This window comes from Pseudoalteromonas sp. B131b (genome assembly GCF_037162545.1).
GTDB lineage: Bacteria > Pseudomonadota > Gammaproteobacteria > Enterobacterales > Alteromonadaceae > Pseudoalteromonas > Pseudoalteromonas fuliginea.
On sequence record NZ_JARLUZ010000001.1, the window covers coordinates 763,689 to 788,808 of the forward strand.

The 25,120-nt window shown below is 38.7% G+C and carries 16 protein-coding genes and 2 pseudogenes; 11 read left to right on the plus strand and 7 right to left on the minus strand.

The window, feature by feature from the left end:
* Positions 1 to 289: 289 nt before the first annotated feature.
* Positions 290 to 1,782, minus strand: a pseudogene (gppA, locus tag P4S65_RS03615) (guanosine-5'-triphosphate,3'-diphosphate diphosphatase).
* Between the two features lie 43 nt (positions 1,783 to 1,825).
* A complete protein-coding gene (gene rhlB / locus P4S65_RS03620) occupies positions 1,826 to 3,103 on the minus strand; it encodes an ATP-dependent RNA helicase RhlB (RefSeq protein ID WP_337119589.1) in 1,278 nt (425 codons plus the stop codon).
* 91 nt (positions 3,104 to 3,194) lie between these two features.
* Between rhlB and trxA the strand changes: the two genes are divergently transcribed.
* Positions 3,195 to 3,521, plus strand: coding sequence for a thioredoxin TrxA (gene trxA, locus P4S65_RS03625; RefSeq protein WP_002960942.1), 327 nt, complete (start codon positions 3,195 to 3,197; stop codon positions 3,519 to 3,521).
* A 186-nt stretch (positions 3,522 to 3,707) separates the two neighbouring features.
* Positions 3,708 to 4,967, plus strand: a complete 1,260-nt coding sequence (gene rho, locus P4S65_RS03630; protein WP_007377355.1) for a transcription termination factor Rho — start codon at positions 3,708 to 3,710, stop codon at positions 4,965 to 4,967.
* Between the two features lie 68 nt (positions 4,968 to 5,035).
* Here rho and P4S65_RS03635 read toward each other — a convergent pair whose 3' ends face one another.
* A complete protein-coding gene (locus P4S65_RS03635; protein WP_337119590.1) occupies positions 5,036 to 7,861 on the minus strand; it encodes a tetratricopeptide repeat-containing hybrid sensor histidine kinase/response regulator in 2,826 nt (941 codons plus the stop codon).
* 76 nt (positions 7,862 to 7,937) lie between these two features.
* On the opposite strand from P4S65_RS03635, the gene P4S65_RS03640 reads away from it, so the two are divergent.
* Positions 7,938 to 8,510, plus strand: coding sequence for a DNA-J related domain-containing protein (locus P4S65_RS03640; protein WP_033028913.1), 573 nt, complete (start codon positions 7,938 to 7,940; stop codon positions 8,508 to 8,510).
* Between the two features lie 20 nt (positions 8,511 to 8,530).
* Here the strand turns inward: P4S65_RS03640 and dbpA are convergent, their stop codons facing one another.
* On the minus strand, positions 8,531 to 9,919 hold the full coding sequence (dbpA, locus tag P4S65_RS03645) for an ATP-dependent RNA helicase DbpA (protein ID WP_007377352.1): 1,389 nt from the start codon (positions 9,917 to 9,919) through the stop codon (positions 8,531 to 8,533).
* Between the two features lie 189 nt (positions 9,920 to 10,108).
* Between dbpA and P4S65_RS03650 the strand changes: the two genes are divergently transcribed.
* The 3 genes from P4S65_RS03650 to P4S65_RS03660 all read left to right on the plus strand — a co-directional run bounded on the left by P4S65_RS03650 (position 10,109) and on the right by P4S65_RS03660 (position 14,806).
* Positions 10,109 to 12,196 (plus strand): TonB-dependent siderophore receptor, encoded by a 2,088-nt coding sequence (locus tag P4S65_RS03650; RefSeq protein WP_337119591.1) that lies wholly within the window; start codon positions 10,109 to 10,111, stop codon positions 12,194 to 12,196.
* A 181-nt stretch (positions 12,197 to 12,377) separates the two neighbouring features.
* On the plus strand, positions 12,378 to 13,778 hold the full coding sequence (locus P4S65_RS03655; RefSeq protein ID WP_337119592.1) for a M20/M25/M40 family metallo-hydrolase: 1,401 nt from the start codon (positions 12,378 to 12,380) through the stop codon (positions 13,776 to 13,778).
* An 86-nt stretch (positions 13,779 to 13,864) separates the two neighbouring features.
* On the plus strand, positions 13,865 to 14,806 hold the full coding sequence (locus tag P4S65_RS03660) for a tetratricopeptide repeat protein (RefSeq protein ID WP_096793954.1): 942 nt from the start codon (positions 13,865 to 13,867) through the stop codon (positions 14,804 to 14,806).
* A 44-nt stretch (positions 14,807 to 14,850) separates the two neighbouring features.
* On the opposite strand, the gene P4S65_RS03665 is transcribed toward P4S65_RS03660, so the two are convergent.
* Positions 14,851 to 15,753: a DUF808 domain-containing protein gene (locus P4S65_RS03665; RefSeq protein ID WP_337119593.1), complete on the minus strand. Its 903-nt coding sequence runs from the start codon at positions 15,751 to 15,753 to the stop codon at positions 14,851 to 14,853.
* A 147-nt stretch (positions 15,754 to 15,900) separates the two neighbouring features.
* Here P4S65_RS03665 and P4S65_RS03670 point away from each other — a divergent pair, with 147 nt between their 5' ends.
* The 5 genes from P4S65_RS03670 to P4S65_RS03690 all read left to right on the plus strand — a co-directional run bounded on the left by P4S65_RS03670 (position 15,901) and on the right by P4S65_RS03690 (position 21,215).
* Positions 15,901 to 16,182 (plus strand): MliC family protein, encoded by a 282-nt coding sequence (locus P4S65_RS03670; protein WP_007377347.1) that lies wholly within the window; start codon positions 15,901 to 15,903, stop codon positions 16,180 to 16,182.
* A 67-nt stretch (positions 16,183 to 16,249) separates the two neighbouring features.
* Positions 16,250 to 18,280, plus strand: a complete 2,031-nt coding sequence (locus P4S65_RS03675; protein ID WP_096793955.1) for a methyl-accepting chemotaxis protein — start codon at positions 16,250 to 16,252, stop codon at positions 18,278 to 18,280.
* 71 nt (positions 18,281 to 18,351) lie between these two features.
* On the plus strand, positions 18,352 to 19,818 hold the full coding sequence (gene ubiD / locus P4S65_RS03680; protein WP_096793956.1) for a 4-hydroxy-3-polyprenylbenzoate decarboxylase: 1,467 nt from the start codon (positions 18,352 to 18,354) through the stop codon (positions 19,816 to 19,818).
* Positions 19,819 to 19,927: 109 nt separating this feature from the next.
* A complete protein-coding gene (gene fre / locus P4S65_RS03685; RefSeq protein WP_008136172.1) occupies positions 19,928 to 20,641 on the plus strand; it encodes an NAD(P)H-flavin reductase in 714 nt (237 codons plus the stop codon).
* 163 nt (positions 20,642 to 20,804) lie between these two features.
* The gene (locus tag P4S65_RS03690) at positions 20,805 to 21,215 is read left to right on the plus strand and encodes a CBS domain-containing protein (protein WP_007377343.1); all 411 of its coding nucleotides are present in this window, start codon (positions 20,805 to 20,807) and stop codon (positions 21,213 to 21,215) included.
* 54 nt (positions 21,216 to 21,269) lie between these two features.
* On the opposite strand, the gene add is transcribed toward P4S65_RS03690, so the two are convergent.
* Positions 21,270 to 22,271 carry an adenosine deaminase gene (add, locus tag P4S65_RS03695; protein WP_096793957.1) on the minus strand — a complete coding sequence of 334 codons (1,002 nt, stop codon included), beginning with the start codon at positions 22,269 to 22,271 and terminating at the stop codon, positions 21,270 to 21,272.
* Positions 22,272 to 22,396: 125 nt separating this feature from the next.
* A pseudogene (locus P4S65_RS03700) lies at positions 22,397 to 25,079 on the minus strand (CHASE domain-containing protein).
* Between the last annotated feature and the right edge of the window lie 41 nt (positions 25,080 to 25,120).

Consider the following 25,120-nt stretch of genomic DNA (forward strand, 5'->3'; position numbering starts at 1 on the left):
TTTAGCGTCTCAAGGGATGCGAATAATACACCCTTTATTTTTCGAGTCAACACTTAGTTTTAAACTTTCTTTTTAGAAGATTCAAAACCGAAGTTTTATTTAACTCTCTGAGCAGTTCGTGCTTTGCTATGCTTCAGCGTTTCCCGTCTCAGTGGGGTCGCATTATAGGGAGATCCGAAAACAGATCAACCCTTTTTTGAAGAAAACTTGAAATAATATGCTGTTCGCACATATTTGCATCGAAATGGTTACTTTAAACACTAAAAAGGCCCTGATGGGCCTTTTTTAATTAGTTTACTATGAACTTCCACCCAAGTTTACCTTGTTGTTTAGACTCTTGTTGTAGCTCGCTGGCTATTAATGGATGATCCTTTAACCAGTTTCTTTCGAACTTAAGGTCTAACACTTCATTTTTAGCAGTTAACTCAAAATGAGGCACTACATCATCTTGTCTACGCATTGATAAAATAACCGCAATACGTAATAGCCTAACAATGTATTGTGCCAATAAACTATTTATACCGAGAGAGTTAAAGCAGTCTTTTGGAAAGTCAGAACGATGTGCATCTGCTACCGCTACTATTAATTTATGCTCAGACTGTGAAAAACCTGGCATATCGGTATTTTCCAAAATATAAGCAGTGTGTTTATGGTACTGCTTATACTCAATTAGCAATCCAACCTCATGAAGCTGTGCTACTGCTTTTAATAATGGTAGCCCATTTAAACTTTCAATTGGCCAATCTTTATTAATATTTGCAGCTAACTGCACAGCTAAACCTGAAACTCGACACGCTTGTTTTTGATCAACATGATAACGACTCATAAACCCATCAACTGTGCGTTTACGAATATTGTTATTATGAAGCTCTGGCACCATACTATATAAAACACCTTCACGCAGAGCTCCACCCGCTAATCCCATGCTCTCTATTTCAAGAGATTCAAATAACGCAATTAAGATAGCGAGTCCGGATACAAATACCAAGCGGCGGTCTTCACTTAGCCCTGGAAGGTCTAATGCGGCTATAGTGCTAAATGCAATGGCTTGATTTTTTATCGTGTTAAGCTTTTCAAGCGTAAGTAAGTCGTCAAGATTTTGCGCGACCATTATTTCTTGAATTGCTTGGACTGTACCAGAAGCACCTGAAGCAACTTTCCAACTAGCGGCTTTATATTCGGGAGATATTTCGTCAATGACAGTGCGAGCTGCTTTTATTGCCGTATTAAAGTTACTATCACTTAATTGGCAATCTTTAAAGTAGCGTTCAAGATAGGTTACACACCCCATATTGAGGCTTTTATAGTGCAGTGCTTCAAAACCTTTGCCGATAACAACCTCGGTACTAGCACCACCGATATCAATAACAAGCTGTTTGCCCGTGCATGATGAAGTATGAGCAACACCTTTATAAATTGTGCGCGCTTCTACTTCTCCGCTAATTACATTGATATTATGACCAAGAATTTTTTCGGCTTTAATTTTGAAAACATCAGCATTCGTTGCTAAACGCAGTGTTGCAGTTGCAACTATGGTGATATTTTTTTGGGGATATCCTGTAAGCGCTCAGCAAAAAGAGCAAGGCATTCCCAGCCTCGCTGCATTGCTTCAGAACTCAATACATTTTTTGTATCAAGTCCTGCGGCTAATCTAACTTTTCGTTTAACGCGGCCTATTGTTTGTAGGCCACCAGCGATTGATTTAACAATAAGCATATGAAAGCTATTTGAGCCTAAATCAATAACTGCATAAACATTTTTTTGCGGTTTAAGTTGCCCCACCGTTCAAAAACCTCTAGTTACTACTGCTTATACAAACGATCGCTTACGACCGTCCTTTTTGGTAACTATTATTTGGGCGACGTCCGCTGTTATTACTACGGCTACGTGGACCTGTTGAATAGTTGCGCTTTCTTTGAATAATAGGCTGAGTTAAATCATCTAGCAATGCAGTTTTATCGTAATGCGATAAAGGAATGCTGTGCTCTATATATTCTTCAATTTCATGCAGGTTATATGCATATTGCTCACACGCAAAGCTAATTGCATGGCCTGATGCACCAGCGCGGCCAGTACGACCAATACGGTGAACATAATCTTCACAATCGTCCGGTAAATCAAAGTTAAATACATGACTTACTTCTGGAATATGAAGACCGCGTGCTGCAACATCAGTTGCTACTAAAAAGTCCAATTCACCTTTACTAAATTGCGCTAATATAGTTTGGCGTTTTTTCTGATTAACATCACCAGTAAGCATGCCCACACAATGACCGTCTGACTTAAGCCAAGCATAAACGGTTTCACAACTGTGTTTTGTATTTGCAAATACAATTGCCTTTTCCGGCCATTCTTCTTCAATTAAGGTTAATAACAGCTTAATTTTATCTTCTTGCGAAGGATGAAATAGCTCTTCTTGGATGCGTTTACCCGTTTTAACATCAGGTTCAATTTGAACATGTTCTGGGTTTGTCATGTGCTCAAACGCTAATTCTTGTACGCGATACGATAGTGTGGCAGAGAATAATAAGTTTAAACGCTTTGATGTATCCGGCATACGATGAAACATATAACGAATATCTTTTATGAAACCTAAATCGAACATACGATCAGCTTCGTCAAGCACGACAACCTCAATTTCATTAAGGGTGTAACAGCCTTGCTTATACAGATCAATTAGGCGACCTGTAGTACCAATTAAAATATCAACGCCTTTTTCTAGTTGTGCACGTTGTTTTTCGTAATCTTCGCCACCATATACTAAACCTAAGTTAAGATTACAGTGCGGCGCTAAAATTTTAGCATCTTTGTGTATCTGAATCGCAAGCTCCCGAGTAGGGGCCATGATCAGGGCTCTTGGATGTTTACTAGGTGCTTTGCTAGATTGTAATAACCGATGACACGTGGCAGTTAAAAATGCCAACGTTTTGCCTGTACCAGTTTGAGCTTGGCCCGCGATATCGCGTCCATCACAAATAAAAGGTAGGCATTTTGCTTGAATAGGTGTGCAATATTCAAACCCATTCTCGGTTAAACCGGCAACCACTTCCGGTGCGATAGCAAAGTCTGAAAACTTTTTATCGGTTAAATGTGTCTTAGTCATAGCGTTTAAGCATAACGTTTAAACTTGCAATAAGAAACAAGAGTGTTTAAATACGCACTAAATATTTCGCCTAACTAAATCGGAGAGCGCAATGAGCGAGAAAATAATCCAAATTACTGACGATAGCTTTGAAGCTGACGTATTACAATCTGACAAACCAGTACTAGTAGATTTCTGGGCTGAATGGTGTGGACCTTGTAAGATGATCGCCCCTATTCTTCACGAAGTTGCTGATGAATACGACAGCCGTGTAACTGTTGCTAAATTAAATATTGACCAAAATGCGGGCACACCGCCAAAATTTGGTATTCGTGGTATCCCTACTTTGCTTCTTTTTAAAGACGGCCAAGTTGCAGCAACGAAAGTAGGTGCCCTTTCAAAAACTCAGCTTATCGAGTTTTTAGAAAACAACATCTAACTGTAAGCTAGAACTATAAAAAAGGGCTTTTTGCCCTTTTTTGAATTTATTTTGTATAAAGACTGGACGCTTCGCCAGTGAACTGCTAGTTTATAAAGCCAACTAATCCTTAGTTATATTCAACAAACCTCACTCAACGATCAAAGCGATTTTGAGTATGACAACTGTAATAAAGAACCCACCAATATGCATTTACGCGAATTAAAAGACAAGTCTATAAAAGAACTTGTAAACCAAGCTGAGTCCATGGGGCTCGAAAACGTAGCCCGTTTAAGAAAGCAGGACATTATTTTTGCTATTCTTAAATCACATGCCAAAGGCGGAGAAAACATCTTCGGCGGCGGTGTATTAGAGATTTTACAAGATGGTTTCGGCTTTTTAAGATCATCAGAAGCCTCTTACTTAGCTGGGCCAGATGACATTTATGTTTCACCTAGCCAAATTCGCCGCTTCAGCATGCGTACTGGCGATTCAATCTCAGGTCTTATCCGTCCACCGAAAGACGGTGAACGCTACTTTGCTTTACTTAAAGTAAATGAAGTTAACTTTGATAAACCTGAAAACTCTCGTACTAAAATTCTTTTCGAAAATCTGACTCCGTTACATGCTAACGAACGTTTTCGTATGGAACGCGGTAACGGCAGTAAAGAAGATATTACAGCCCGTGTACTTGATTTAGCATCGCCAATTGGCCGCGGTCAACGTGGTTTGTTAGTGGCTCCGCCAAAAGCGGGTAAAACAATGCTACTACAAAATATCGCGCAATCGATTACACACAATCATCCAGATGCAACGCTTATGGTATTGTTAATTGATGAGCGTCCGGAAGAAGTAACAGAAATGCAGCGCTTAGTTAAAGGCGAAGTTATTGCCTCTACATTCGATGAACCCGCTTCTCGTCACGTACAAGTTGCCGAAATGGTTATCGAAAAAGCAAAACGTTTAGTTGAGCATAAAAAAGATGTTGTTATCTTATTAGATTCAATCACTCGTTTAGCACGTGCTTATAACACCGTTATTCCTTCATCAGGAAAAGTACTTACTGGTGGTGTTGATGCTAACGCACTTCATAAACCTAAGCGTTTCTTTGGTGCTGCACGTAACGTTGAGGAAGGCGGTAGCTTAACAATCATAGCTACAGCGCTTATCGACACTGGCTCTAAAATGGATGAAGTTATCTACGAAGAGTTTAAAGGTACTGGTAACATGGAACTGCACCTTAACCGTAAAATTGCGGAAAGACGTGTATTCCCTGCTATCGACTTTAACCGCTCAGGTACTCGTCGTGAAGAATTACTAACTAAGCCAGATGAGCTACAGAAGCTTTGGATTTTACGTAAAATTGTTCATGACATGTCAGAAATTGATGCGATGGAATTTTTAATCGATAAACTATCAATGAGCAAAACCAACGATGAGTTCTTTGATTCGATGAGACGTCAATAAGAAGCGTCCAAACTCAAAATAAAAAGCGCCTTTTGGCGCTTTTTTAATACCATAAATAACAATTTGACTTATGTGTTAACCTTCATGTATTTTCGAAGAATAGCTTGCAGGTTAAACACTAACTCTTTGATATGTTGCTTATTCCTATTATCTTCTTTTTGTAATAAAGCTCTGTCTAGATCTTTAGCTGCTTGCGCTATTTCATCCAGCCCAAACATTTGCGCTGCACCTAAAATACGATGACTATCTTTTTGTAATGCTTCAAAATCTTCACATATAAAGTGCTGTGTTATAGTCTCATTTTCTAAAGTAAAACTCTGCTTAAAACTAATAACCAAGTCACTCATATCAATATCACTTTGTTCAACTTGTTGTGGCGTTTTAGTGTAACCAAGATACTGAGTTAACGTTTTATAAAATAATTCTTTATCGATAGGTTTGGCTAGATATCCGCTGAACCCTAGTGTTAAATAATCATCCACCTCATGGCTCATTGCATTCGCAGTTAAAGCAAAAATAGGACGTTGAAAACCGCATTGTTGTAATAATTGAAAGGCAGCTCGTCCATCCATCACTGGCATTTGTATATCGAGTAAGACTATATCTGGATCTTCTTGCAAGCATTGTTCAACGGCTTGCTCACCATTTTCAACTGCAATAACTTCGAGTCCCATTGAGCGTAAATAACGACTTATTAGCCTTCGATTATCAGGGTGATCTTCAGCAAGTAAAACCCTCCCACTTAACTGCTTGTCTTTTAAAACTGGAGCTTGTAATTCGGCAAGACCCTGCTCTTTCGAAACTTTTACACACGGTAAAAAGAATGAAAACTGACTGCCTTTCTTATATTCGCTTTGCACACTAATATAACCTCCCATCATAGAGGCTAATTGCTGCGACAAACTCAAACCTAAACCCGTACCACCAAATCGGCGACTAATACTGTTATCAGCTTGGCTAAAGCACTCGAAAATCAGTTTTAATTGTGTTGAGTTCATACCGATTCCGGTGTCTTTAATGACCAATACGACTCCTTGTTCTGTCTTATTTAGAACAATCACTACCTGGCCTGAATGGGTAAACTTGATCGCATTAGCACATAAATTAATGAGTATTTGTTTAACACGAATTAAATCTAATTTTGTGTAGAACTCATCACCAATTTGATTATCTAACACTAAACGTAGGTTTTTTGCTGTCGCTTGAGTAATAAACATAGCGTGTACATCATTTATTAACTGCACAATATCAAAACAAGAAATACTGAGCTCTAATCTGTTTGCTTCTATTTTACTTAAATCGAGCACATCATTAATTAAACTCTTTAAATGATCACTATGGCGTTGAATTATCTCTAATTCATCTTGAAGTTGCTCAGGTTCATACAGTCCGTTAATTAAATCATCAGTTTGGCCTAAAATTGCGGTCAGAGGAGTGCGAATTTCATGACTAATATTTGCTAAAAACTGACTTTTTACATCATTAGCTTCTCTTAATTCTTGCGCCACTGCTTGCAATTCAGCTGTACGCTGCTCAACCTGCTCAGCTAGGTGATGTTTCGCCCGCTTTTCTGCACCACGCCGATACAGTGCCACACCAGTCACAACAACCAAGAATAACAATACAAAAACAAACAAAGTGAGCTGAGAGCGCTGAGCCATTTTTAATTCTTGTACTTTGCGCTCTTGCTTAAGTTGCTTTATTTCTTGGTTTAATTGAGTTGCTTTGAATTGATCCTGCAATGCAGCCAATGCATTAATAATACTATCGCTTCTCAATAGTCTTAGTTCACCTATAAACTTTTCGTGAAGGATCATTGCACTAGAGTAATTACCTTGGCTTGCTTCAAGTAATGACTTGGTGCCTAAACCATTTCGGATCATCCGCTCACTTTTATACTCGTGGGCAAGCGCTGTTGAACGCTCCAAGCTCACTTTAGCTTTATCGAGTTCCCCTTTTACAAATTGTACCTTTCCCAAAGCATATAGCGCATTAAGCTCCAAACTTTGATTTGAAATTTTAAGTGCAAATTTCTCACCTAATCTTGCTTGTTCATAGGCAACATCCACTTTATTTAATATTAAGTTAATATTCGCTAAATTGGTGTACTGAGTTGATAAGTGGTTATAGTCATTAACAGATAAATAATAATGCAGTGCTAACTCGTAGTAATGTAGTGCTAAGTCGAATTGATTACTTTCAAAAGAAGCCACACCCATATTGTTATATACTTGGGCAATACCACTTTGATCTCCTAGCTTTTGGTAAACTTGAAGAACATCTTTATAGATAGCGAATGCACTTTCATAGCGCGATAACCGCACATAAACTCCAGCGATATTAAGCAAAATATCAGCCTTATCCTGATCGCTACCTTCAGTTTCATAGAGGCTTTGTACTTTTAAATAATAATCAAGAGTGAGCTTTAAATTATGCATATCAAAATAGGCTAAACCTATATTATTTAATATATTAGCTTGTTCAAGCTTTTCATTGTTATTTTCAGCAATAACCAATGCACGACTATATTCAACAATAGCCTGCTGAAATAAGCCTTGATAAAACAGTATCACCCCTTGCATTTTTATTGCGCGAAAATTTTCTGTAGGTAAAAATGAGAGGGATGTTTCTTTTTCGAGTAGTTTAAAATAGTGTAATGCATCAGGATATTGGCCGTTAGAAAATGCTAAGTTACCCAACTCTGAATACACTAAAGCACGATCTTTAGCGGTGGTTGCCTGCATTTCCAGCAATGTATTACCAGATTGAAGCTTTGCACTCCATTGCTGTTGTTGTTTAAACTCATCAAGTAACAAAGTAGCATTTTGTGCACAGCTCGGTGGAGCTAGCGCACTACATACAATGAATAAAAGGCACTTAAACTTGCCTCGCATAATTTTAATCCTTCAGATTGTTACTTATAACAATGTAATCTTTATCGAAGATACACCAATTACTAGGGCGTAAACAATGCTTAACCCACTGATTGACCAGATATTTGATTTAATATTAACAAAGCAAGTTTGGCAAGTTCATATTCTAGCATCAGAACTTATAAATAGTGGTGCAATTAAATCACTTGATAAAAATCCTGATCGTGATTTATTTAAGCGCAACTTTCTCATCATGAATGCACTGTATCAACTTCAAACTCAGCTTCATCCACAAACATTGTTAGTTTCAGCTTTGCATATAGAACTTTTAGAAAAAGAGTGTGAGTACCCACTAACAATTAAAACAAATTTGAAGGACTATTATCTAAACTGGGAAAATTACGACGCCTCAGCACAAGAAGTAGATGCACTCTTGACTAGTTTTTGGGAGAGGGTAAAACATGCAGATACAACAGTAACGTTAACAAAAGAAAATTATGATGAGCTCACTGCTAAATGGGAACTGCCAACTAACTTTACCCTTAAAGAGCTACAAAAACGCTGGCGGCAACAAGCTCTCAAAAATCATCCCGACAAGCCTAGCGGCTGCGAAATAAAATTTAAAAAAGTAAAAGGAGAATACGAGCAACTAAAAGCAGCTGCTCGTTAGTACATTCATTCAAATATAAATTAACGAGTAAGGCGACGAGCGCGTATTTTACGCCCCTTAATGTTGCCTTCAGTTAATTTACGAAGTGCTGGTTTTGATGAATTACGTTCAACTGCAACAAATGCTACGTTATCAAGTACGTTAATTTTACCTACTTGACGACCTGCAACCCCATCCTTACCTGTTAGAGCACCAAGAATATCGCCTGCACGTACTTTTTGCTTTTTACCTGAATCAATCATCAAAGTAACCATTTCAGGGCGGTACGGCGGTTTATCTAATAAATTAAACGGCGGCATTTGCTCTGGAGTAATATCACGCTCGTAATGATCGCCAATTTGTGCAATTTTAAACGCTTCTGCTTCACCGTAAATAGAACAAGCAATGCCCTTTTTACCAGCACGCCCAGTTCGGCCAACACGGTGAACATGTGTTTGCGTGTCGTGTGCTAAATGGTAGTTAATAACCATGTCCATATCATCAATATCTAAACCACGCGCTGCAACATCGGTGGCAACAAGTATTGAAGCACTTTTATTTGCAAAGTGAATGAGCGTACGTTCACGATCGCGTTGTTCTAAATCACCGTGCAATGCAACAGCGCTGAAGCCTTCGTCAGCTAAATCATCACACACTTGTTGTGTTTCTACTTTGGTATTACAAAATACAACACAGCTTTGTGGTGTAAATTTAAGAAGTAATAACTTAAGCGTTGGATAGCGCTGCTTATTGTTATCCATTTTGTAGAAGTACTGCTTAATTGTGCTTTTGGCTTGCTCTTCTTCTACTTTAACCATTTCTGGATTTTTAAGTACACGCTTAGCAATTGCTTCAATGGCTCTTGGGAATGTAGCACTAAATAACAATGTTTGACGATTTTGTGGAATACGCTCAATAATTGCATCAAGTGTGTCTTGAAAACCCATATCAAGCATTTGATCGGCTTCATCAAGTACCAATGTTTCAACATCATCTAAACGTAAAGTACCTTTACGAATATGATCATCAACACGCCCAGGTGTGCCAACAATGATATGCGCGCCATGTTCAAGTGAACCTATTTGCGGGCCAATTGAAACACCACCACATAACGTCAATATTTTAATGTTATGAATGCCGCGCGCTAATTTACGCATTTCAACTGCAACTTGCTCAGCAAGCTCACGAGTAGGACACAACACTAAAGATTGAATACGAAAACGTTTTACGTTTAGTTTAGCTAACACACCCAAGCTAAACGCAGCAGTTTTACCTGAACCGGTTTTTGCCTGAGCAATGATGTCTTTACCAGCAAGTACAGGCGGCAAACTTTGCGCTTGCACAGGTGTCATGTGGGCATAGCCAAGTGTTGATAAATTATCAACGAGTCCAGCCGGTAAAGCCAAAGATGAAAAAGCAGTTGAAGTCACAGTAAGTTCCATAGCAATAAAATAACATGGGAGAAAGTCCCACTAAATATGCTGCTAATAATAGCAGAATTCGTAATTGGCAACCATTAGCAAACACATTATAAACAGGTTAATGAAAGGTGTTGAAAATGATAGTAATTTGCATTAAGATCTCGATTGTTTTTTACATATCTGCCCTGGAAGCAATTAATGAAACTGAACTCTCTTTACATAGCACTATTAGCAAGTATTACCGCAAACGCACATGCAAACTCTACCGACCTTGAACGCATAGAAGTAAAAGGTAGCTACTTTAACGATTACAAAGTAGATAACGCCAATGGCGCAATGAGAACATCAGCTTCATTACTTGAAACTGCACAATCTGTCACTGTAATAACCGACACTATTATTAGCGAACAACTTGCCACTACCCTTGGCGAAGTACTCACAAATGACGCAAGCCTAACAGCTGGCTCACAACAACGAAACCGTGAAGTATTTAACTTACGCGGCTTTGAGCTGAGCTCATCGACAGGTTATTTACGCGACGGTCATCAGCATTGGTCGCACTATCAGCAACCAATCGAAATCTTGCAACAAGTTGAAGTAATTAAAGGCCCATCAAGTATTTTATATGGTCAGTCAGGCCCGGGTGGCTTGGTTAACATGGTAACTAAAAAGCCTACCGCACAAACATTATTTAATGCCAGTGCTGATGTAGATCAGCATGGTTCAACTCGCTTTATGGTAGATGCTGCAGGCGCATTAACTGAATCTGAAGATTTACGTGCTCGCGGGATTTTAGTAAAGCAAGACGTTGACTACTGGCGTGAATACCAAAATGGTGAAAACCGTGAACGCGACCGCTTTTTAGGTGCTTTAGTTGTAGATTACGATATTAGCGATAACGCATTAGTCCGTGTGCATTACGACCGCACAGATGACGAAGCCGGTTTAGATACTGGTGCATGGATAGATGATAATGCTAATGTAATTGGTAGCGATAAAACAATCCGTGATATGTCTTGGGCGTTTACCGATATTACCGTAGAAAACCTAGGTGTAGACCTAGAAGTATTTTTAACCGATAACTGGCAAGTAAAACTTGGCTATAACGAACAAACGTTTGAGCGCCAACGCTTTGAGTCAGCACCTCGCATGCCTAGTGGCTTTGCTGAAGGTGACAGCTATGAATCTCGTCCTTACGACCGTTTTGACGATTGGCAATTTAAAACTGCATTTATTGATTTTATTGGGGAATTTGAAACCGCGGGCATTCAACACCAGTTATTAGTAGGCGCTAACTCGCTTGATTACTACTACGGGCAATTACGCACAGCACTGCCTAAAGAAGAATACCTTTACTATTCAGCAGGTCAAGACGAGCCATCTCGTCCATCAATAAGCTATAAAACAGATGATACAATAAGCGAAACTGAATACGACTACTACGGTATTTACGTTCAAGACTTAATTTCGTTCTCACCAGAGTGGCAATTATCGCTAGGTGGCCGTTACGATAAGCAAACGCGTGAAGGTGCAGATAACGAGTCATTTGTACCAAAGGTAGGTGTGCTTTATCATCCAAATACTTCGGCAACTATATATGCTAGTTACTCAGAAGGTTTTGAGCCTCAAGGTAGTGAAACTCTGGTTGATGAAACCGATGTAAATAATGGCATGAAGCTAGATGCCATTACCTCAGAGCAAAGAGAGATTGGTATTAAATGGCAATTATTTGATGACCGTTTACTGCTTACAGGTGCAATTTTTGATATTAGTAAAGAAGGCACACTTGTTAGCGAACAGCTTGAGACGCCTATTGGCTCATTCACAAGTGAAACAAACCAAGTGGGTGAACAACGCCATAAAGGTGTTGAAGTAAGCGCACAAGGTGCAGCTACTGACCGCTTATTTGTTATGGCATCAACTATGTATCTAGATGCTAACTTTGAACGCGATGAAGTATTGGAAGGTAAGCGCCCTACCGATGCTCCAAAATGGTCAGCATCACTTTGGACTCGTTATGAATTAAACGACGCCATTGCCATTAACGCTGGCGCTTTTTACGAAGGCGAGCGCTTTGCAGATAGCGATAATACAATTACTAAAGATGCATATACGCGTGTTGATGTAGGTGCTACTTATAAGTTTAATTTAAGTAATACCGATATTAACTTACGCCTTAACATCGAAAACTTATTTGATAAAAGCTATTTAGGTGGTGGCGGCACTAATAACGTAACTGTTGGCGAAGGTACTAATCTTCGTTTAGCTGCACAATTTAGCTTTTAAATAAATGCCTTAAATAACAGCTTTAAAATATAGCCCGCGTACATGTACGCGGGCTTTTTTTATATCTAAACGTTTATACCTAACAGCATTAAACCTATTACAAAGCCTATTCATCTCATCTATTTTTTATCATGTTTGTTACATGTTCTAATAGCACTAATTATTAAAAAGGCTTACCCAAATGAAAAAATTAATTACCGCACTGCTGCTTACTAGCAGTATGGCTGCAAACGCTAACAACGCCGAATTTACCCAAAAGCAATTACAACAAGTCAATGAAGTGCGCACCTCTGCACTAAATAGTGATCTAAGCTATAAATTACTAGAGTCATTAACAACTGAAGTAGGCCCTCGCTTACCTGGTACTGAAAATGATAAAAAAGCAGTGGCATGGGCTAAAGCTAAATTTAATGAGCTTGGTTTTGATAAAGTATGGCTAGAAAAAGCAACATTTCCTGAATGGCGCCGTTATAGTGAAAGCGGAAAAATACTAACACCAAGCGAGCAACCACTGCACTTAACTGCATTAGGTAACAGTATAAGTACCCCAAAAGATGGGATTACCGCACCAGTAGTCTTGTTCGAAACACTTGATGAACTAAAAGCCGCACCGGCGAACAGCTTAAAAGGCAAAATTGCGTATATTAATTATCGTATGAACCGCCACATTGATGGCAATGGTTACGGACCTGCAGTAAAAGCACGCGGCACAGGCGCTATTGAGGCGTCTAAAAAAGGCGCTGTTGCCTACATGATGCGCTCGGTAAGTACCGGTCATCATCGTTTTGCACACACTGGCGGTAGTTACTACAAAGAAGGTGTTACAAAAATACCTAACGTAACCATTGCTAACCCAGATGCCGATCAAATCGCACGCTTAGTCGCTTTAAATAAAGAAGTGTCGGTAAATATTAATGTGCAAACCGAAAGCCTTGGTGAAGGCACCGGTTATAACGTTATTGGCCAATTTAATGGTACCGAAAACCCTGAGCAATATGTATTAATTGGCGGGCATTTAGATTCTTGGGATTTAGGGACTGGCGCACTAGATGACGGTGCAGGCGTTGCACTAACAATGGCAGCCGCTAAGCATATTAGCGATGTAAAGCGTCCTAAGCGCAGTATTCGTGTGGTACTTTTTGCAGCTGAAGAGCTAGGTCTTTGGGGTGCAAAAGCTTATTTTGCAAAGCATAAAAACGAGCTAAGCAATATTGTTGCAGCAGCTGAGTCTGATTTTGGCGCCGATGTTGTATATGCTTTTGAATCGAACGTAAGCGCAGAGTCACTTCCTGTAGTGCGTGCTATTGCAAAAGAACTTTCGCCGTTAAATATTGAGCATATTGGTAAAAACCAAGCGAATGGTGGCCCTGATCTAATTCCACTTAAAGCAGCAACCTCAGCACCTATTTTTGAACTTGCTCAAGATGGAACAGATTACTTTGATTACCACCATACAGCTGACGATACGCTTGATAAAGTAACACCTGCTAAGCTGCGTCAAAATACCGCTGCATACGCTGTATTTGCTCTAATGGCTGCTGATGCAAAAACAACAATTAGGCCTAAAGCTCAAAATAAGTAATAACAGACATACTTACTTACAGTTTGTGGCTTTAACTAACACGCTTCTTGTTTTACCTTTAGGTAATTAAACAAGGAGCGTGCTTTATGTTACTTTTCAACACGAGTGAATCATTTCCACATTTTGCACAAACAACACGCTGCCCTCATTGTCAAAGCGACGCCTACCATTTAGTAAATAAAAGCCGCTATTTACGGTTTAGTATTTTACCTATGCTTGCCTTAAAATTAAGTTATAAACGCGAGTGCTATCAATGCGGAAAAAGCGAACAGGTTAAAATATCGCAACTACCGTTAATAGAAAAACTAAGCCTACCTAAATACTTTATTGGTGTATTTTTATTGCTTTGGATTGTTTCGTTTTTTTATCAACAGCATCTTGATACCGAGACTAAAAAGCAAAGCTATTTGAATACACCTAAAATATATGACACCTATTTAGTACACGCCGACAAATTTACACACGAACCCTGGACCCTAACCAATTTAAGAATTGCTCAAGTTTTAAGTTTTGATAAACAGTTTATTACCTTTCAGATAAGCAACTACAGCTATAAACGTAATAATAGTATTACTTTGGCAATGCGTACTAGCCAGCTAATTCAAGACAATTACTTTTCCACTAAAACAATCACCCTCCCTCGTGATGAAGTAGCACGCCTTTACAACGACGAAGCTATTTACGACGTGCTGCGACCTTATGCCAACAGCCTTTATGGCGGGTTTGTGATGTTTCCTCCCAAACCTAAGCCACTATATAAAGGTTTAAAACTCGATAAAAACAATCAACAAGGCATTATTTATTTTAAAGATAAGTTGTTTTTTGAAGCATTTAATAGCTTTAAGCTAGCTGCTGAAGCGGGTTCTCAATGGGGGCAATTAAATTTAGCGCAAATGTATCGTGATGGTCAGGGAATAGCTCAAAATTATCAACAGGCTATTTATTGGTATAAAAAGGCCATTGAGCAAAAAAATACTAAAGCACAATTTGAATTAGAATCGCTTTGTAAAATAACTATCTGTAAATGAGTGAATTTCAATATAGCTGGCGCAACAAGTACGCCAGCTATAAATTATTTTTTAAATAACTTTGTATAACCTACATGTATAAGCACAACAACTAAGCCGGCAATAACGCCTAGCAAACCATCAAACAAGAGAGGTGCTAATACTTCTCCTGTACCGCCAGCAACCGATTGAGCATAGCTTGTTACATCCAACTGTATATGATGCAGCAACGCAACACCATGGACCAAAATACCGCCACCCACCAAAAACATCGCAATAGTGCCCGCAAATGCTAAAAACTGCATCAACCTAGGCGCTGCTGCGAGTAAGCCTTTACCAAGTAATTCTTTAAATTTATTAGCTGACACTTTAGATTGGTTGAGTAAATAAAGCCCGGCATCATCCAGCTTTACAATACCGGCAACCAAACCATAAACGCCAATAGTCATTATAATTGCGATAACACAGAGCACTAACGCTTGGTTAAATAATGTAGCACCAGCAACAGTACCTAGCGTAATAACAATGATTTCAGCAGAAAGAATAAAGTCGGTTCTTATTGCCCCTTTTACTTTTTGTTTTTCGTACTCAACTAAATCTAATTTTTCATCTTCGTCTATCGCTTCATTCTGGTGGGGTAAAAACTTAGCAAATACTTTTTCAGCCCCCTCAAAACATAAGAATAAACCACCCATCATTAAAAGCGGTGTTATTAACCAAGGCAGCCATACGCTTATTAATAAAGCGGCGGGTACGAGTATCGCTTTATTTAAAAATGAGCCCTTTGCCACAGCCCAAACAACCGGTAATTCACGCTCTGCTGCTACACCTGTAACCTGCTGCGCATTGAGTGCTAAGTCATCGCCTAATACACCCGCTGTTTTTGTTGCTACTTTACTCATTGTCGCAATGTCATCGAGCAAAGTGGTTATATCGTCTAATAATGTTAAAAGGTTAGTACCAGCCATAAAGCTTCCGAGCTCAAAAAATATTGCTATAAACATAACGTAAAGCACTACTTTCACCAACGGTTAATTTAGCTTTGTTAATCTCTAATTAGAATTAAGGGTAGGGCTTCCCAAAGATGATCATTTTGAACGTAGATGGAGGTAAGAGTGAAAATAAATATAGCAATCATAGTCAGCTTACTTAGCTTAATCGCATGTAGCGAACAGCAAGTAAATACTACCTATCTATGTGGTAAAAACAAACTAACACTAAGTATTATCAACGATAAATATGCTGAGCTTACTTTTAACAACGAAACGCATTTAATTAATCATGAAAAAAGTGCATCAGGGAATAAGTACATAAGCGAAAATGTACTGTTTTGGGGTAAAGATAATCACGCCATGCTTATAATTTCAGGGAAAAAGCAGCAATGCATTATTAATTAGCCACCAATTAACAACATCTAAAAAACACTGCTACACTAAATAAAGTGTTAATTTTGTTGATGAAGTTATGCGCTCTATTGCTATAAAACATAAAATAATCTTAGCTTTTTCTGCCATAGGGCTGTTAATGCTGACTAGCTGTGTGTTTTTTTATTGGTCGTTAAACCAAATTAGTATTACTACTTCACGTATAGAAACCTTAGCCGTTCCAGTACAACAAGTTAGTAAAAATTTAAGGCTTTCACTTCTTTCCATAACTAAATTTAATGCTGTTGCTTACAGCCAGACCAAACCAGATTCACTATTGCGAAATAAAGACCAAGCATACGCAGAGCAAGAGCAATTTCTAACAATGCTTAATGCGCTTGAATCCCAACTGTTTCAGCAGCAAAATATGCAAGCTTTACTTGCAGCAACAACTGATAACTTTAATCAACTAAGCAAAATAAGTGCTGCAATGTTTAGTGCAAAGGAACAACGATTTAAAGCACAAAACTCGGCCCTATCACTTATTAAAGAATTCATTGAGCAATTGAGTGGCTTGAGTAATCGTTTGCTTGACATAGAGCTATTAGAAGTACCCTCAACACAACAGCCTCTACTCGATTCTATGTTTGGTACGGCAACACGTATTGATGATCTACTATTTAATTTAAGTAACAATGTTAAAAGCATCACTCAAACTACAAGTACTAGCGACTTAAGTAATCACCAACAAGATACTTTGTTTTTACTCGATAATATTCAGCCTAACTTTACTTACCTAGAGCAGCAGGCGGCACCTTTCAGTAATGATCTAAACATCGGCCAACTTACTATTGAGTTCAACGATTTAAGGGATCTCTTAAATGCGCCAAATGGTATTTACGTAAAACAAAAGAAAACGATTGAAAACAAAACAACGGCGCAACAAAAATTTGAACGCTTTCAACAAGAATTTATAAACACAGAAAACCAATTACTTAAACTTAATAAACTTGCTGATGAACGATTTAACACCCTTCAAAATAATGCCAAATCAGCCATTAATATGGGCTCAAGCTCGGTAATTATAATCGCCCTTGTACTGATTATACTGGTGATCATAATTTCAATTTTTACCACCAATGCAATGCTAAAGCCCCTTAATAAAGTAAATCGTGATTTAGCTTGCATAGCCTCAGGTGACTTTTCTAAGCGCAGCCATCCACGCAGTAAAGATGAGTTTGGCACTTTACTTAACAATATTAATAAACTTAGTGACGACTTAAGCCATTTAATAAAAGCAATTAGTAACGATGCACATGAACTGGACAAATCAGCGATTCAAACCAGTGAAAAAGGTCAGCAAATGACCATTGTTGCCCAACTACAGCTAGAGCGGAGCGCACAAGCAACTGCGCTTGCACAAAGTATGCTAGATAATTCACAAGTCGTGTACGAACAAGCTGATAGCACATCAAATGAAATAACTAACGCCTCACAGTTTGCTAATGACGTTAACCAAATAGCCAATCAAAATAGCCAAAGTATTGAGGCACTATTAAGCCGTTTAGATAAGGCAGTTAGTAGCACAAAAGAGCTTGCTGAATTTACCGAACTCATTGGTGCCATTGTAGAGACTATTAGCAGTATTGCTGAGCAAACAAACTTGCTTGCGCTCAATGCTGCAATAGAAGCGGCAAGAGCTGGTGAAAATGGACGAGGATTTGCAGTTGTCGCTGATGAAGTTCGCTCACTAGCTGCGCGTACACAAAGCTCAACAAGCGAAATAAATACCATGATCCAAACATTACAACAGCATACTAAAACAACACAAAGTGAAATTAACGATGGCCAACAACAAGCCAAAAAATGTGTTGAAAATAGTGCTGAACTAAATAAAGCTGTAGAGCGTATAAAAAGCACATTACTATCGGTTAATCAAATGAGCGAACAAATAGCAAAGGCCTCTCATGAACAGTTAACTAATAGTAACGACATCCAAAAAATAATGGCAAAGGTAACAGAGCAAGCCACCTTAAATGCCAAAAACGCGACAACCCTAGCAAGCGAAAGTGAAGACGTAAATCAACTTGCACACTCTCTAACGAGTGCCGTAGAGCGCTTTAAGTTTTAAGCACAAGTAATGACTTGCCTTGCATGAAATGGGTATAATACTTCAACTCTTTTGCTTAATAGCGGCCCACAATGAAATATAAAGATCTACGTGATTTTATCGATTTACTTGAGAAAAAAGGCGAACTTAAACGTATCACCCAAGAAATCGACCCGTATCTTGAAATGACCGAAATATCTGATCGCACATTGCGTGCAAAAGGTCCTGCGTTATTATTCGAAAATCCAAAAGGCTACGATATGCCGGTGCTTACCAACTTATTTGGTACACCAAAGCGCGTTGCTATGGGAATGGGCCAAACAGAGGTTAGCGAGCTACGTGAAGTCGGTAAACTGCTCGCTTTTTTAAAAGAGCCTGAGCCACCAAAAGGCATTAAAGAAGCTCTAGGCGCTATACCTATTTTTAAGCAAGTGCTTAATATGCCAGCAAAAGAAGTTAAAAAAGCGCCTTGCCAACAAATAGTTTTAGAAGGTGATGATGTCGATTTAACTAAGTTGCCCATTCAGCATTGCTGGCCAGGTGATGCAGCGCCATTAATTACTTGGGGCCTTACGGTCACTAAAGGCCCATATAAAAAACGCCAAAATCTGGGTATTTATCGCCAGCAATTATTAGGAAAAAATAAAATAATTATGCGTTGGTTGTCACATCGTGGTGGCGCGCTTGATTTTCAAGAATGGTGTAAAGAAAACCCAGGGCAACCTTACCCTGTATCGGTAGCACTAGGTGCCGATCCTGCCACTATATTAGGTGCCGTAACGCCTGTACCTGACACTCTAAGCGAATATGCATTCGCTGGCTTATTACGTGGTAGCAGAACCGAAGTTGTAAAATCTATTTCAAATGACCTACAAGTCCCTGCCAGTGCAGAAATAGTACTTGAAGGTTACATAATGCCTGGTGAAATGGCGCCAGAAGGTCCTTATGGTGACCATACCGGTTACTATAATGAAGTAGATGACTTTCCAGTAATGACGGTCACTCACTTAACGCATCGTAAAGACCCTATTTATCACAGCACATTTACTGGCCGACCGCCTGATGAGCCTGCGATTTTAGGTGTAGCACTTAATGAAGTGTTTGTGCCGATATTACAAAAGCAATTTCCTGAAATTGTCGACTTTTACCTTCCGCCAGAAGGATGCTCGTACCGTATGGCGATTGTAACAATGAAAAAACAATATCCTGGCCATGCCAAGCGCGTGATGATGGGGGTTTGGTCGTTCTTACGTCAGTTTATGTATACCAAGTTTGTAATTGTGTGCGATGACGATATTAATGCCCGTGATTGGGAAGATGTTATTTGGGCTATAACAACCCGAATGGATCCAGCGCGTGATACAACATTAATAGAGAACACACCTATTGATTATCTCGATTTTGCATCGCCAGTCTCTGGCCTTGGTTCAAAAATGGGAATGGATGCTACCAATAAATGGCCTGGCGAAACCACCCGCGAATGGGGCGAGCCTATTGTTATGGATAAAGACACCAAAGACCGCGTAGATGATATTTGGGAAAGCCTTAATATTGTTTAAGTGTTTATATGTAAGTACATAACAGGCTATAAAATAACCCTGCAGATATGTTAGAATCGAGTCATTCGATTGCGTATCTGCTGTTAAAAGCGCTGCTAAAAGGTAAAAAATGCAAACATTAAAAGCTGAAGTTGTAGCTATCAGCCCACTTACAGAATTTGTTCATAAAGTAATTTTAAAGCCACAACAACCTGTGACCTTTGAAGCTGGCCAATACATGCAACTCGTATTAGGCGAAAAAGACAAACGTGCTTTTTCTATTGCTAGCCGCCCTTCACAGTGCGATGCAATAGAACTGCATATTGGCGCATCTGGTGCCGATTCTTATGCAATGCAATCGTTAGAACATTTACGAAACGCCCATACCACAGGGCAGTTAGTAGACATTGAAGCTGGCCTAGGTATTTCACAGTTGCGCCTGCAATGTGAGCGTCCTATTATTTTACTCGCCGGCGGTACTGGTTTTTCATACGCAAAATCAATGGCTGATCACTTAGCTGAAATTAAGTGCGACCGTCCTGTATTATTTTACTGGGGTGTAAAAGAAGAGTCAGCTTTATACGCGCACACAGAAATGCAAACATGGGCCGATAGCCATAAAAACTTTGAGTTTATCCCTGTGGTAGAAAATCCATCAGCGAATTGGCAAGGTCATACTGGCTATGTACACAAAGCCGTAATGCAAGATATCGTATCACTTGCCCCATATGATATTTATATGGCGGGTCGTTTTGACATGATAGGTATAGTCCGTGATGACTTTATTACTCATGGTGCAATTCGTGAAAACATGTACGCCGACGCATTCGCATTTATAAAGTAATTAAAATTAACTTTTACTTATAAATAAAGGCACCTAGTGCCTTTATTTTTATAATAACAAAAATTCAATAGTTAAAATCTATCAATCTCATCAGTATAAACAATTTCCTAAATCCCTATCTATAAACCATACTTTGTATAGAACATCAGCGGGAGAGACCCAAATGCTAAATACAAAAGTAAAAGATTTTATGCAACGCAAGTTACCAAACATAACACCAGATACAGAAATGACCACCGCTATAGCAGAACTACAAAAATTTAAACTGCTTGGTGCACCAGTATTCGATAAAGATAAATGCCTAGTCGGATTTATTTCCGAACAAGAGCTTTTAAAGCCACTTATGCAAAGCAGTTATTTTTGTGATGGCATAGTAAAAGTATCGCAGCTTATGCAAACAGGAGTCGTTACTATAGATGGTGATACAAATATTATTGAGCTTGCTGAAAAAATGCAGCCTGGTAAACCAAAAAACTACCCAGTTGTAGATGGCATTAAAGTAATCGGTATGATCAGCCGGGCAGATGTACTTAAAGCACTTTACGATAATTACATAAGCTGCCAAACACACTAAATTGCAGATAACAAAATGCCGCTTATATAAAGCGGCATTTTTAATACTCTTAAATTAACGTGCGCTAACGATTGCCGAAAGTTCTTTTTTATCGCCATCGCTTAAAAATGCTATTTCTAATGCATTTGCTTGGGCTTTTTCCATATCAGCTTGAGATAAACCAGCTTGAGGTGCTGCAACTGCATATTCATACTCAATTTCAATCCCTTCCACAGCAGGATCATCAGTATTAATACACGCTAAAATACCGTGATCTAAAAACTGCTTAAGTGGATGCTTAGCTAGGTCGCTCACTGTACTGGTTTGAATATTACTTGTTAAGCATGACTCAATACCAATGCGATTATCGCGTAAGTAATCCATGAGCTTTGGATCTTCAATGGCTTTAACGCCATGCCCTATTCGGCTCGCCCCTAATTCATTAATTGCTTGCCAAATACTCGGAGCACCAAGAGCTTCTCCAGCATGAATAGTCGATGCTAAATAGGCATTTCGTACCTGTTTAAAGTGCGCTACAAACAACTCACCCGGGAAGCCAATTTCGTCACCGGCTAAATCAACCGCTACTAAATCATTTTTAAATGCGAGTAATGCATCAAGCTCTTTCTGGCATGTTTTTACGCCATAAGTACGCGATAAAATACCAATTAAATTTGCTTTTATGTTTGCGCCTTTTGTTGCTGATTTAATACCATCAACAACCGCTTCTACAACCCCTTCTGGGTGTAAACCTTGGCTTTGTGCCATATAGTAAGGGCTAAAACGAAGCTCTACGTAATCAAGGCCTTGGGCTTGAGCATCTTCAATGTTTTCAATCGCTATGCGCCTACACGCATCGTAGTCGCCAAGTACTGCAACACCCCAATCTAACTTTTGTAAAAAAGCCATAAGATTTGGCTCAGGATCAATAACTTGAACATGAGGAATGAGTGCCTCAACATTATCTGCAGGTAACTCTATATTAAACTGACGACCAAGTTCTAATATGGTTTGCGCACGTACATTACCGTCTAAATGGCGGTGAATATCTAGCAAAGGTAATTTTCTATTGATCATAATAGCAACCCAGTTTAGTTAAATTTGCGCGCATGATACGCAGATATAGTTATTTTTCAAGTCTATATGGTTTGCGGTAAGTTTAAGCGGTCATATGTCTGCTTTTTGTGCAAAAATAACGTAACTTATTTATGTGATAAATGATGCCACAGTGTTTTAAATAGCGTATTAGCATCAATTGGCTTGGTTATATAGTTATCCATTCCACAAGCAACTGCTTTTTTAACATCATCATCATGCGCGTTGGCAGACAAACCAATAATAGGTAAATCAATCAGCCCTAAATCATTACGGATAACTTTGGTTGCCTGTAAACCATCCATATTTGGCATTTGAATATCCATCAGCACAATGTCATAACTATTGGTAGTCAACATTTTTATTGCTTCAAACCCATCACTCGCAATATCAGCTACACACCCCTTGGTCTTTAATATTGCACTAGCAACATGTTGATTTAAAGAATTGTCCTCAACTAAAAGCAGCTTATAATCAGTAAACGATAAGCTCTCAACATCTATCTCATTATATTGTTGCTGTACCTGCTCTGCTTTTGGTAGGGGGAATTCAACGGCACACTAAATGTAAAAGTAGAGCCTTTACCCTCGTGGCTAGCTAAATCAATAGCCCCTCCCATCAACTCAACCAGTTTTTTGCAAATACTCAAACCTAGTCCTGTGCCACCATATTGTCGAGAAGTAGAACTATCGGCTTGAGAAAAAGGTTTAAACAACTGTTTTTGAGCTGCTTCACTAATACCAATACCCGTATCGTTAACACTAAAATAAGTCATCTTTTTTGATTGCCATACTTTAAGTGTTATGCAGCCTTGCGCTGTAAATTTAACTGCATTATTAAGTAAATTTAAAAGTATTTGTTTTAAACGAATAGGATCGGTATGAATAGTTAAGTTTGTTGTTTTATCGTAATCGAGATGCAATTCCAGTGACTTAACATCTACTTCAAATTGCATTAAATTCGTCACTTCATCCACTAAGCGACCCACATTAATTGGCTCTTGTACTAAATCAAGTTTGCCAGCTTCCATCTTAGAGAAATCGAGTACATCGTTTAATACCCTCAGTAACACACCAAGCGCACCATCCGCTTGCTCTATATAAGTTCGAGCCTGTGGCCAATCATTTTGCTGCAGCGCTAAATAGTGCAGTCCTTTTATACCATTAATAGGTGTGCGCACCTCATGACTCATATTAGCTAAAAACTGGCTTTTAATATGGCTTGCTTCATCAGCTTTTTGCTTTTCTTGACGTAAAACACGAGTTTGTTTTGCCACTTGCTCACGAATTTGTATATTTGTACCAGTAACCGAAATCAAAAAAGTTATTAATAACCACACAAATAGCATACCTACTATTTGTGCAAGCCAATACATTAACCATGATGTTCTAACTACAGGCTCATGTAATTGCACTTGCCAGATCCGCTTGCCAATAAGTAATTGGTATTCTTTTAATAGTTCAAAAGAATGAGTATCGGCTGTGTAAATACTCTGTTTTTGATTGGGTAAAGTCACATCTAAAAAGCTAGCTGCAACGAGGTTATTTTGATCAAATAATAACGATTGCGATAATTTTTTAAGGCTTACTACTGCAACAACAAACCCTTTAAAGTCATCTTCAGTAGTGGAGTTTCCAAAAACAGGGTGCAAAAATAACACACCTTTTTCTTGCGTATTTTGTACTAAATCGATTGGCTCACTCAGCACTAGCTCATTTAAAATTTTTGCTTTGTGTAATGCTGCCGCCCTCCCTTTATTTGAGGCTAAGTCAAAACCAATAACACTTACATTACCAATCAATGGGTATGCATAAAGTACAGGGTAATAAAAGTCACGTGAACTTACTGGCTCCCATACCCCTTCTGACCATCTTTCTTTTACATAGTAATCATCAATGTATTGAGCATTTTCTGAGCGTTCAAAATCGGCTAATTGCTCTGCTGAAATGTAAGGTACCCATTCAAATGCAACAATTTCTTGACTATAACTAAGCTGTTTAGAAGTGAATAGCTTAAATTCATCAAAAGTCACCTCATCACTACTTGCAAAAAATGTTGCTAGCAAGCTTAGATGGGCTGACACTTCATCAATTCGTTGGCTTATAGCATCTTGAACAGACAATATTTTAAGCTCTTGTTTTTGTATTTCTTTTTCTTTTTTAAAATTAGACGCAGTATAAAATCCTGCACTAATAATGATATATATCATTAGAGAAGGAATAATAACCTGCAGCCTATTTTGAACTTGTTGATAGTTAAACCCAGCAAGCACCAGCGGAGTAAAAATTAATACTCCAACGCTATCACCTATCCACCATGCGATAAAATTATCAATAGCGCCATGTGCTGGTATTACGTGATTACTAACTAATAAAAACGTACCGACTCCTGCAGCCAGAACACAACACACTGGACCAGCTATAAATAAGCTTTGTATACAATACTTTAAAGAAGAGAGATCAAGGGGGCTTTTATAACTTTTGTAATAAATTGAGCGCCTATCCATGCTTGCAACACAGACGCTATAGTAACTAACAAGGCTTGAATGGCAATTTGCCAATTGAAGATATCAGATGCGCTATCGAGGTTAACTATATTTGTTAATAACGCACCAATAATGATGCCAGGTAAAGCTCTACGATTCCACAGTAAAAGTCCAGCCAGTGCAATGCCCGAAGGAGGCCATGAAGCAACGGCATAACCATCAATAGAAAGAAGAAGATTACTAGCAAATCCAGTTAAAAAGTAAGCACTGGCTAGGCTGAAAGTTAATACGAATAAATTTTTCAATACTCAGCTCCTATACCTGTACTTACATTTAGTTTAGTTTA